Annotated in this window: 9 protein-coding genes and 1 pseudogene; 7 read left to right on the forward strand and 3 right to left on the reverse strand. The window is 71.7% G+C overall.

Annotation, left to right across the window (positions count from 1 at the left end):
* From IEZ05_RS29555 to IEZ05_RS29575, 5 genes and pseudogenes are all read left to right on the forward strand, one after another.
* Positions 1 to 445 (forward strand): annotated as a pseudogene (locus IEZ05_RS29555) (alpha-1,4-glucan--maltose-1-phosphate maltosyltransferase); the annotation flags it as partial.
* Complete coding sequence (gene treS, locus IEZ05_RS29560) at positions 442 to 2,160, forward strand: maltose alpha-D-glucosyltransferase (protein WP_189233337.1); 1,719 nt, start codon at positions 442 to 444, stop codon at positions 2,158 to 2,160. The pseudogene IEZ05_RS29555 and the gene treS, both read left to right, overlap by 4 nt.
* Positions 2,161 to 2,188: 28 nt before the next feature.
* On the forward strand, positions 2,189 to 3,550 hold the full coding sequence (locus IEZ05_RS29565) for a maltokinase N-terminal cap-like domain-containing protein (protein WP_189233338.1): 1,362 nt from the start codon (positions 2,189 to 2,191) through the stop codon (positions 3,548 to 3,550).
* Between the two features lie 3 nt (positions 3,551 to 3,553).
* Positions 3,554 to 5,776 (forward strand): 1,4-alpha-glucan branching enzyme, encoded by a 2,223-nt coding sequence (gene glgB / locus IEZ05_RS29570; protein WP_189233339.1) that lies wholly within the window; start codon positions 3,554 to 3,556, stop codon positions 5,774 to 5,776.
* A 108-nt stretch (positions 5,777 to 5,884) separates the two neighbouring features.
* Positions 5,885 to 6,976, forward strand: coding sequence for a glutamate--cysteine ligase 2 (locus tag IEZ05_RS29575; protein ID WP_189233340.1), 1,092 nt, complete (start codon positions 5,885 to 5,887; stop codon positions 6,974 to 6,976).
* 43 nt (positions 6,977 to 7,019) lie between these two features.
* Here IEZ05_RS29575 and IEZ05_RS29580 read toward each other — a convergent pair whose 3' ends face one another.
* The gene (locus IEZ05_RS29580) at positions 7,020 to 7,253 is read right to left on the reverse strand and encodes a DUF6480 family protein (RefSeq protein WP_189233341.1); all 234 of its coding nucleotides are present in this window, start codon (positions 7,251 to 7,253) and stop codon (positions 7,020 to 7,022) included.
* A 149-nt stretch (positions 7,254 to 7,402) separates the two neighbouring features.
* Between IEZ05_RS29580 and IEZ05_RS29585 the strand changes: the two genes are divergently transcribed.
* Together IEZ05_RS29585 and IEZ05_RS29590 are read left to right on the forward strand one after the other, a co-directional pair.
* Positions 7,403 to 9,313 carry an AMP-dependent synthetase/ligase gene (locus tag IEZ05_RS29585; protein WP_189233342.1) on the forward strand — a complete coding sequence of 637 codons (1,911 nt, stop codon included), beginning with the start codon at positions 7,403 to 7,405 and terminating at the stop codon, positions 9,311 to 9,313.
* A 137-nt stretch (positions 9,314 to 9,450) separates the two neighbouring features.
* The gene (locus tag IEZ05_RS29590; RefSeq protein WP_189233343.1) at positions 9,451 to 9,885 is read left to right on the forward strand and encodes an ATP-binding protein; all 435 of its coding nucleotides are present in this window, start codon (positions 9,451 to 9,453) and stop codon (positions 9,883 to 9,885) included.
* Positions 9,886 to 9,894: 9 nt separating this feature from the next.
* Here the strand turns inward: IEZ05_RS29590 and IEZ05_RS29595 are convergent, their stop codons facing one another.
* Positions 9,895 to 10,365 carry an ATP-binding protein gene (locus IEZ05_RS29595; protein ID WP_229869919.1) on the reverse strand — a complete coding sequence of 157 codons (471 nt, stop codon included), beginning with the start codon at positions 10,363 to 10,365 and terminating at the stop codon, positions 9,895 to 9,897.
* Between the two features lie 66 nt (positions 10,366 to 10,431).
* The gene (locus IEZ05_RS29600; RefSeq protein ID WP_189233499.1) at positions 10,432 to 10,803 is read right to left on the reverse strand and encodes a PRC-barrel domain containing protein; all 372 of its coding nucleotides are present in this window, start codon (positions 10,801 to 10,803) and stop codon (positions 10,432 to 10,434) included.
* Positions 10,804 to 11,014: the final 211 nt, after the last annotated feature.

Consider the following 11,014-nt stretch of genomic DNA (forward strand, 5'->3'; position numbering starts at 1 on the left):
CGACAGCGAGAAGTACCAGCTCAAACCCCGCGACTGGGACGCCGCCCACCGCGAGGGCCGCACCATCGCCCCCCTCATCACCAGACTCAACAGCATCCGACGCGACCATCCCGCGCTGCACCGGCTCAGGAATCTGCGCTTCCACCGGACCGACAACGACGCCCTCATCGCGTACAGCAAGCGCGTGGGGAGCGACGTCGTGCTGGCGGTCGTCAATCTCGATCCCCACCGCACCCAGGAGGCCACGATCTCCCTCGACATGCCGCAGCTCGGCCTCGACTGGCACGAGTCGGTGCCGGTCCACGACGAGCTCACGGGCGAGACCTACCACTGGGGCCGGACGAACTACGTGCGCCTCGAGCCCGGCCGGGCCCCCGCACACGTCTTCCACGTCCAGGGGTCGTCCGCCGCCGCGCCGCAGAACGAAGGGTCGCCAGCCTCATGACCGTGAACGAGCCCGTACCGGACACCTTCGAGGACACCCCGGCCAGGGACCGGGACCCCGAATGGTTCAAACGAGCCGTCTTCTACGAGGTCCTCGTCCGTTCCTTCCAGGACAGCAACGGCGACGGCGTCGGTGACCTCAAGGGCCTGACCGCCAAACTGGACTACCTGCAGTGGCTGGGCGTGGACTGCCTGTGGCTGCCGCCCTTCTTCAAGTCACCGCTTAGGGACGGCGGTTACGACGTCTCCGACTACACCGCCGTCCTGCCCGAGTTCGGCGACCTGGCCGACTTCGTCGAGTTCGTCGACGCCGCCCACCAGCGCGGCATGCGCGTGATCATCGACTTCGTCATGAACCACACCAGCGACCAGCACCCGTGGTTCCAGGAGTCGCGGAAGAACCCCGACGGGCCCTACGGCGACTACTACGTCTGGGCCGACGACGACACGCGGTACGCGGACGCCCGCATCATCTTCGTCGACACCGAGGCCTCCAACTGGACCTACGACCCGGTCCGCGGGCAGTACTTCTGGCACCGCTTCTTCTCCCACCAGCCGGACCTGAACTACGAGAACCCCGCGGTCCAGGAGGAGATGCTGGCCGCACTGAAGTTCTGGCTGGACCTCGGCATCGACGGCTTCCGGCTCGACGCCGTGCCCTACCTGTACGCCGAGGAGGGCACCAACTGCGAGAACCTGCCCGCCAGTCACGAGTTCCTCAAGCGCGTCCGCCGGGAGATCGACGCGCAGTACCCGGACACCGTGCTGCTGGCGGAGGCCAACCAGTGGCCGGAGGACGTCGTCGACTACTTCGGCGACTACGCCTCCGGCGGCGACGAGTGCCACATGGCGTTCCACTTCCCGGTGATGCCGCGGATCTTCATGGCCGTGCGCCGCGAGTCCCGCTACCCGGTCTCCGAAGTCCTGGCGAAGACCCCGGCGATCCCGTCGGGCTGCCAGTGGGGCATCTTCCTGCGCAACCACGACGAGCTGACCCTCGAGATGGTCACCGACGAAGAGCGCGACTACATGTACGCGGAGTACGCCAAGGACCCCCGGATGCGCGCCAACATCGGCATCCGCCGGCGGCTCGCCACCCTGCTGGACAACGACCGCGACCAGATCGAGCTGTTCACCGCCCTCCTCCTCGCCCTTCCGGGGTCACCGATCCTGTACTACGGCGACGAGATCGGCATGGGCGACAACATCTGGCTCGGCGACCGCGACGCGGTGCGCACCCCGATGCAGTGGACCCCGGACCGCAACGCCGGGTTCTCCACCTGCGATCCGGGCCGGCTGTACCTGCCGACGATCATGGACCCGGTCTACGGCTACCAGGTGACGAACGTCGAGGCGTCGATGGCCTCGCCCTCGTCCCTGCTGCACTGGACCCGCCGGATGATCGAGATCCGCAAGCAGAACCCCGCCTTCGGCCTCGGCAGCTACACCGAACTCCCCTCGTCCAACCCCGCCGTGCTGGCGTTCCTGCGCGAGTACGAGGACGACCTGGTGCTGTGCGTGAACAACTTCGCGCGGTTCGCGCAGCCCACAGAGCTGGACCTGCGCGAGTTCGCCGGACGCCATCCGGTCGAGCTGTTCGGCGGGGTCCGCTTCCCCGCCATCGGTGAACTGCCGTACCTGCTGACCCTCGGGGGCCACGGCTTCTACTGGTTCCGGCTCACCCGAGTCGCATCCCGCATCGGCCGCCGCGTGTGAGCGTGGGCCGAGGAAAGGACGCGTCACCATGCCGAAGACCGCACCCCTGCGCCCGAGACCGGCGCATCTCGCCGAGCCGATGGCCTCGCTCGACGGGCTGCTGCGGGAGTGGCTGCCGAAGCAGCGCTGGTTCGCGGGCAAGGACCGGCCCGTGGCCGAACTCGGTCTGCTGTCGATGACCGAGCTGTTCCCGGGCTGCCTGCATCTGCTGGTGCACACCGGACACGGCCCCGTGCCCGCGCCGGGCGGCGCGCCCCCGGCCGGCGACTGCTACCAGTTGCTGCTCGGTGTGCGCGAGCAGCCGTCGCCGCGCCTGGGACGGGCGCTCATCGGGCAGGTGCAGGACGGCCCGCTGGCCGGCCGGACGGTCTACGACGCGCTGCACGACCCCCGGACGGCCCAGCTGCTCCTGGAACGGCTGCGGCAGCCCGGCAAGGCGGGTCCGCTGCGCTTCGAGTGCGACCCGGCCCGCCCGGTGCCCGGCGGGCTGGCACCCCGCATCCTGGACGCCGAGCAGTCCAACTCCTCGCTGGTGTACGGCGACGAGTTCATCCTCAAGGTGTTCCGGCGCATCCAGCCGGGGGTCAACCCCGATCTGGAGGTGCCGAGCGCCCTGGCCCGGCAGGGCTGCGGGCGGGTGCCCGCGCCGGTGGCGTGGCTGCGGACCACCCATCCGTACGAGGCGACGCTCGGTGTGCTCCAGCCGTTCCTGCACGACGCGTCCGACGGCTGGACCCTCGCCCTTCAGGCGCTGTCCTCCGGGGACGACTTCACCGCGCAGGCCCACGAGCTGGGACGGGCGATGGCCGACGTGCACCTGGCGCTGGCCTCGGCCTTCCCGGCCGGTGCCCCCGGGGAGAACGGCCGTACGGCGGCGGCGATGACCGAACGGCTGACCGCCGCCGCGCACTGCGTGCCGGCGCTGCAGCCCTTCGTGCCCGGTCTGCGGGCGGCCTTCGCCGCGCTGACCACCTGCGACTCGGGGCCGCCCGCCCAGCGCATCCACGGCGACCTGCACCTGGGCCAGGTGCTGCGGGCCGGCCGGGACTGGTTCGTCATCGACTTCGAGGGCGAACCGTCCCGTCCGCTCGCCGAACGGCGCAGCGCCCACTCCCCCGTGCGGGACATCGCGGGCATGCTGCGTTCCTTCGACTACGCCGCCCGGCAGCGCCGCCCGTGGCGCCCCGAGTGGGCGCGCCGCTGCCGGGAGGCGTTCTGCGCGGGTTACGCCGCCCGAGCCGGGTGGGACCCCCGTAAGAAGCACGGCCTGCTGCGCGCCTACGAGACCGACAGGGCCGTGTATGAGGTGCTGTACGAGGCCCGGCACCGCCCCGACTGGCTTCCCGTACCCATGGCGGCGATCGAACGACTCGCCGTGAGAGGAGACTGACCCGTGGCCCTCCGCGACACCTCGCTCCCCGAGCCGTCCGGTCCCGTCCCGCACGCACCCGGTGCGTGCCAAGCCGCCCCGCCCCTGGACCCGACCGACCGAGGGCGCCTTCTGGCGGGCGCCCACCACGACCCGCACGCGCTGCTCGGCGCCCATCCGGTGCCCGGCGGGATCGCCTTCAGGGCGCTGCGCCCCTTCGCCCGCGAGGTGAGCGTGGTCGTCGACGGCGAGCGCCGGCCTCTCGTGTCGGAGGAGGACGGCCTGTTCTCCGGCGTCCTGCCGCTCGCGGACATCCCCGCGTACACCCTCGTCGTGACGTACGAGGAGGGCGAGCAGGAGACGCACGACCCGTACCGGTTCCTGCCCGCCCTCGGCGAGCTGGACCTGCACCTGATCAGTGAAGGCCGGCACGAGCAGCTGTGGCGGGCGCTCGGCGCGGAGCCCATGACCCACGAGGGCGTCTCCGGCACCCGGTTCACGGTGTGGGCGCCGAACGCACAGGGTGTGCGGGTCGCCGCCGACTTCACCCACTGGGACGGCACGGCGTTCCCGATGCGCTCGCTCGGTTCGTCGGGGGTGTGGGAGCTGTTCCTGCCGGGCGTCGGCGAGGGCACCCGGTACAAGTTCGAGATCCACTCCCGCTACGGGCACCGGTTCCTCAAGGCCGACCCGATGGCGCGCGCGGCGGAGGAGCCGCCGAACACGGCCTCCGTCGTGACGGCGTCCCACTACGAGTGGAACGACCGGGAGTGGATGCGGACCCGGTCCGCCACTCCGGTGCACGAGGCGCCGTTCTCGGTGTACGAGGTGCACCTGCCCTCGTGGCGTCCGGGGCTGACCTACCGCGAGCTGGCCGATGTGCTGCCCGCGTACGTCAAGGACCTGGGCTTCACGCACGTCGAGCTGATGCCGGTCGCCGAGCACCCCTACGGTCCCTCCTGGGGCTACCAGGTCACCGGCTTCTACGCGCCGACCGCGCGCCTCGGCTCGCCCGACGACTTCCGGTACCTGGTCGACGCCCTGCACGGGGCGGGCATCGGCGTGATCATGGACTGGGTGCCGGCGCACTTCCCGAAGGACGACTGGGCGCTGGCCCGGTTCGACGGAGACCCGCTGTACGAGCCCGGGGACGCCCGGCGCGCCGAGCACCCGGACTGGGGCACGTACACCTTCGACTTCGCCCGCACCGAGGTGCGCAACTTCCTCGTCGCCAACGCCGTGTACTGGTGCGAGGAGTTCCACATCGACGGGCTGCGCGTCGACGCGGTCGCCTCGATGCTCTACCTGGACTACTCGCGCGATTCCGGGCAGTGGGAACCCAACCAGTACGGCGGCCGGGAGGACCTGGCGGCCATGGCGTTCCTCCAGGAGATGAACGCGACCGTCTACCGGCGCTGCCCCGGTGTGGTGACCATCGCCGAGGAGTCGACCGCGTGGGGCGGGGTGACCAGTCCGACCGACGGCGGCGGGCTCGGGTTCGGGCTGAAGTGGAACATGGGCTGGATGCACGACTCGCTGGAGTACGTCGCGCACGAGCCGGTGCACCGCAAGTACCACCACCACGAGATGACCTTCTCGATGGTGTACGCGTACAGCGAGAACTACGTGCTGCCGATCTCCCACGACGAGGTCGTGCACGGCAAGCAGGCGCTGGTGTCGAAGATGCCGGGCGACTGGTGGCAGCGGCGCGCGAACGTCCGCGCCTATCTCGGCTTCATGTGGGCCCACCCGGGCAAGCAGTTGCTGTTCATGGGGCAGGAGATCGCCCAGGGCGCCGAGTGGTCGGAGAAGCAGGGCCCCGAGTGGTGGCTGCTCGACGAGGGGTACGCCTCGGCGGGCGACCACCGCGGGATCCAGGACCTGGTGCGCGAGCTCAACACCCGCTACGGCCGGACCCCGGCGCTGTGGCAGCGCGACACCGATCCGGCCGGCTTCCGCTGGGTCGCCGTGGACGCGGCCGAGGACAACGTCTTCGCGTTCCTGCGGTTCGACAAGGACGGCAACCCCCTGCTGGCGGTGTCGAACTTCTCGCCGGTGGTCCGGCACGAGTACGGGTTCGCCGTCGGCGACGACGTCGCCGCCTGGCAGGAGGTCCTCAACACCGACGCCGAGGAGTACGGCGGCAGCGGCGTGACCAACCCCGACCCGGTCAAGCCGGAGGACGGCAGCATCCGGATCACGCTGCCGCCGCTGGCCACGGTGTGGCTGATGCCCTTCGGTCTCTGAGGCGCGGCGGCGCCACCAGGTGTTCGGCGCCCTTCCGGGGGCATTCGGGGTCCGACGGCCGGAACACGCCGACCGTCGCCCCGCCGGCCCACAGAAAGGCGACATCACGTGCGCACCGTCGGAGTGGAGGAGGAACTCCTCCTGGTCGATCCCGAGTCCGGCGAGCCACGCGCACTGTCCGCCGCGGTGCTCGCCCGGGCCTTTCAGGACGATGCCGAGCAGGACGTCTTCGAGAAGGAACTGCACGAGCAGATGCTCGAGTTCGCCACGCATCCGCAGGCGGACATGGAGCGCCTGCACGCGGAGATCGTCCGCTGCCGTGAGGAGGCCGGGCGGCACGCCGCCGGGACCGGCTGCGCCGTCGCCGCGCTCGCCACGTCGCCGCTGCCGGTCAGCCCCGCCGTCGGCATGAACCACCGTTACCAATGGATGGCGGAGCAGTACGGCGTCGTGGTGCACGAGCAGCTCGTCCTCGGCTGCCACGTGCACGTGTCCGTGGAGTCCGACGAGGAGGGCGTCGCGGTGATCGACCGGGTGCGCCCCTGGCTGTCGGTGCTCACCGCGCTGAGCGCGAACTCCCCGTTCTGGCAGGGGCAGGACTCGGCGTACAGCAGCTACCGCAGCCGGGTCTGGCAGCGCTGGCCGTCGGCCGGTCCCACGGAGCTGTTCGGGTCGGCGGAGACCTACCACCGCCGGGTCGCGGACATGGTGGCCACCGGCACCATCCTCGACGAGGGGATGATCTACTTCGACGTCCGGCTCTCCCGGCGCTACCCGACGGTGGAGTTCCGGGTCTCGGACGTCTGCCTGGACGCGAGCACCGCCGTACTGATCGCCACCCTGGCCCGCGGCCTGGTCGAGACGGCCGCCCGCGAGTGGCGGGAGGGCAAGGAGCCGGTCGGGCACAGTGTCAGCCTGCTGCGTCTGGCCGCCTGGCGGGCCGCCCGGTCCGGGCTGACGGAGGAGCTGCTGCACCCCGCGACGATGCGGCGCATGCCCGCGGAGACAGTGGTCCGGGCCCTGCTGGAGCACGTACGGGAGGCGCTGGCCGCCGCCGGCGACCTGGAGCGGGCCGAGAAGCTGGCCGAGGGCCTGCTGCGGCACGGCAACGGCGCCCGCGTGCAGCGCGAGCTGCTGAAGCGCACCGGCAGCCTGCGGGACGTCGTCACCGAGTGCGTGCGCCGCACCCAGCTGCCCTGAGGCGCGCCCTGACCTGCCCGGTCCGTCTCCTGACCGTGACCGCTCAGAAGATCAGGGCGAGGGCGTAGGCGAGGAATCCGGCCGCCATCAGCACCACGACGGCGAGGATCAGGATCAGCGGTCCCTTGGCCCAGCCCTTCGGAGGGTTGTGCGCCTCGAACGGGCCCGCCTCGGGCATGCTGCTCTCCGCCGGCGGGGTCTCGCCGGGCGGTACGCCACCGCCCGGCTCCAGGCCGGTGGTGCGTTCCGGGTCGGGATCGGGGTTCGTATAGCTCATGCCCTACGGGTCCCCCGATCCGCCGAGATCACCGGGTGGGAACACTTCTGCCGTCCCTGCCCCCCATCGCTCGCGCCTCGGCTAGATTCGAGCCGCCGATGACGGTGCCCGTCGGTGACGTCACCCTCCGTACATGTCAGGAGCAGCGCATGCGCGACCTCGCTCTCGCTCCCCCGGCCGCCCCGCCGCCCCTGACCGGAGGGCTCGCCGACAGTCTCTTCGAGACGGCGGCCCGCACCCCCGCCCTGCCGATGCTCGCGCGCCGCCCGGTGCCGACCTCCGCCGTCTGGGAGGAGGTGACCGCCGTCGAGTTCCGCGACGAGGTGGTCGACCTGGCCAAGGGGCTGATCGCGTGCGGGATCCAGCCGGGCGACCGGGTGGCGATCCTCGCCCGCACGCGCTACGAGTGGACGGTCTTCAGCTACGCGCTGTGGACGGTGGGTGCCGAGGTCGTCCCGATCTACCCGACCTCCTCGCGCGAACAGGTCGAGTGGATCCTGCGGGACGCGGGCTGCGTGGCCGTGGTGGTCGAGGACGAGCAGAGCGTGATGACCGTCGGCTCGGTGTGCGCGTCGCTGCCGTCGCTGCGGCACGTGTGGCAACTGGACGCGGGCGCGCCGGCCGCGCTGGTGGCGCGCGGTGAGTTCATCCCGTTCGCGACCGTGGACTCCATGCGCCGCATCGTGCTGCCGGACTCCACCGCCGTCGTCGCCTACACCTCCGGCACCTCGGGCCGGGCCCTGGGCTGCGCGCTGAGCCACCGCAGCCTGGCGGCCCCGTGCGACACGCTGCTGGCCGGCTGGGGTCACACGGTGGCTCCCGAAGGGGAGCAGGGCGCGGTCCTCGCCTTCCTGCCGTTCTCCCACGTGTACGGGCTGATGATCCAGAGCCTGTGCGTCCGGGGCGGACTGCTCATGGCGCACGAGCCCGCGATGAGCGCGGAGGCGCTGTCGTCTGCGCTGCGGTCCTTCCGTCCGACGTACTTCTACGCCGTCCCGTCGGTCCTGGAGAAGCTCTACAAGAACTTCCTGCGCACGGCCCAGCAGGCGGGCCGCGGGGCGCTGTTCGAGCGGGCCGCCGGCACGGCGCGGGACTTCGCCGCGGCCCTGGAGCGCCAGCGGCTCGGCAGGGGGCCGGGGCCCGGCTTCGATCTGCGGCTCCAGCACGCCCTGTACGAGCGGACGGTGTACCGCCGGCTGCGGAGCGCGCTGGGCGGCCGGGTGCGGCGGGCGACGTGCGGCGGTTCGCCGCTCAGCCGCGACCTGTCCCTCTTCTACGAGGGCATCGGCGTGTACGTGCACGACGGCTACGGCCTGACGGAGACCAGCGGCGGGCTCACCATGCAGCCGCTGGGCCGGGAGAAGTCGGGCACCGTCGGGCAGCCCCTGCCCGGCATGGAGATCCGGGTGGCCGACGACGGGGAGATCCTGGTGCGCGGGCCGTCGCTGTTCCAGGGGTACGTCGGTGACGCGGCGGCCACCCGCCGGGTCCTGCGCGGCGGGTGGCTGGCCACCGGGGACCTCGGGCACCTGGACGAGGAGAACTACCTGGCGATCACGGGCCGCAAGAAGGACGTCATCATCACCAGCGGCGGCAAGAGCGTGGCCCCGGCCGCCCTGGAGGAGCGGCTGCGGATGCACCCGCTCGTCCACCAGGCGGTGGTCGTGGGCGACAACCGGCCCTGCGTCGGTGCGCTGATCACCCTGGATCCCGAGTTCCTGACGCACTGGCGGGCGGGACTGGCGCTCCAGGGCGACGCGTCGGTGCGCGAGGCGCGCGAGGAGAACGCGCTGCGGGAGGAGATCGCCCGGGCCGTCGCCGCGGCGAACAGCGCCGTCTCGCGCTCGGAGTCCATCCGGGTCTTCCGCGTCCTGCCGGAGCCGTTCGACGTGAGCAACGGGCTGCTGACACCGTCGATGAAGCTGCGGCGGGACGAGATCGTGCGGACCTACGCCCTGGAGATCGACGCGATGTACGAGGCGCGCTCGCGGCGACGGCCACAGGTGCCGGCGCAGGAGCCGGCCGGCTGGGAGGACTCGGACAACGTCTTCTTCCGGTGACGGGAGCGTCACCCGCGGTGCGCTGCGCCGGTGCGGGCACAGACGGGCGCGTAGCCTGCGCCGACTCGGGAACTAACAAACGAAGGGAAAGCCAAGGAAGGTACGACGCCCGGTGGACGCCGGGCCGGGAAGGCGAAATGGCAGCCGAGTCGCGTTGGGACAGGACACTGGCTTCCGAGGAGATCACGAGCCGCACCGCCAGCTTCACCGGAGAGCTGCACAATGTGACCGGTGCTCGCCTTGTCGCGGAGGAGTTCCTCTACGACCTGGCACGTGTGGCACCGCCCTCGGCGCCCGAGCACTGGGACGACATCCTGCTGGTGGTCACCGAACTGGCGGCCAACGCGGTGCAGTACGCCCCGGGGCCCTTCGAGCTGCGCATGCGCCGTACCTTCGACGGCGTGCACGTGGTGATGCACGACACGAGCACCACGGAGCCCGCGCCGCGTCCCTTCCATCCGAGCAACGGCGGCGGCGGTATCGGCTGGCATCTGATCCACACCCTGTCCGACCAGGTGAGCGTGGTCACCGGTGGACGGGGCAAGGACATCCACGTCTTCCTGCCCTGGTGAGCGTCCCGGTCAGGTACCGGCGGGGCGTATCGGCACCAGGGCGCTGATCGTCTTGCCGCCCTCGGGGCGCCGCTCGACGGCGATGTCGCGCGTCAGCCGGGCGACGAGCGGCCAGCCGTAGCCACTGCCGTGGTGCCGGGTGGGGAACGCGTACACCGCCCTGGGTATCACCGGGCTGTTGTCGTGGACGGCGATCCACACGCCCTCGCCCGTTGGGCGGACGTCGAAGCCGGCCAGTCCGCCGCCGTGCCGGATCGCGTTGGTGACCAGCTCCGAGACGACGAGCAGCAGGTCGACGACGTCCTCTTCGCGCACCCCGCGGTCCGTGCCGCCCCACCGCTCGCGCACCGCCGACTCCGCGTACGCCCGCGCGTCGGCCGCGCTGGTCACGGCGGCCCGCGCGGGTGTGCCGACCGGCGCGGGTGTGCCGACCGGCGCGGCACCGGAGGCGGACGTGGTGATCTGGTCGGTTCGTTCCATGTCTGTGGTGTCCCTGGCTTGCCCGGGCCGTGCTGTCGTCCTGCACCGGGTCGGTCGGCCGGCGGGTCAGTCTGCCGTGGTGTCCCGGGGCGGCAACCGGTCGTAGTAGTCGCCCACGGCCGTCAGATACTCGCGGTCCATGGTCTCGCTGTCGGTCCGGAACCGGGGCGCCGCTTTGATCTCCGCCCTGGTGCACCCCACGGTGACGGTGCGGGCCTCGGGGTCGATGCCGCGCACCATGCCGACCGGTACGAGCACGCTGCGTCCGAAGACCCAGACGCCGGTGTCGACGACCAGGTGCCGCATGCCGAAATGGTCGGCCTGCCGGTCGACGTGGCCGACGGTGCCGTCACTCGCCAGAACGGTGCAGCCCGTGAGGTCCTGCCCCTCCGTGTGACCGCTGCCCACCGCGTACGACCAGATGTTGTCCGTCGGCACGCTGCCCCTTCCCTTCCGCATGGATCGGCTCCGACCGGAGCTGCGAATGACGGGCCGGGCGGCTCCCGAGGGCGGGCCTGCCCGACCGGCTCCACAGCAGCGGATACCCGGCCCGGGCCGCCGCATTCGGGACGCGCGGCCGGGCGGCGTCGGGAACGCCGGGCACCGCGGGGGTTCCCCGCTTTGTCGCCCGGTCGGCACCTGGGTTAGC

This window comes from Streptomyces flaveolus, from assembly GCF_014648815.1.
Classification (GTDB): domain Bacteria; phylum Actinomycetota; class Actinomycetes; order Streptomycetales; family Streptomycetaceae; genus Streptomyces; species Streptomyces flaveolus.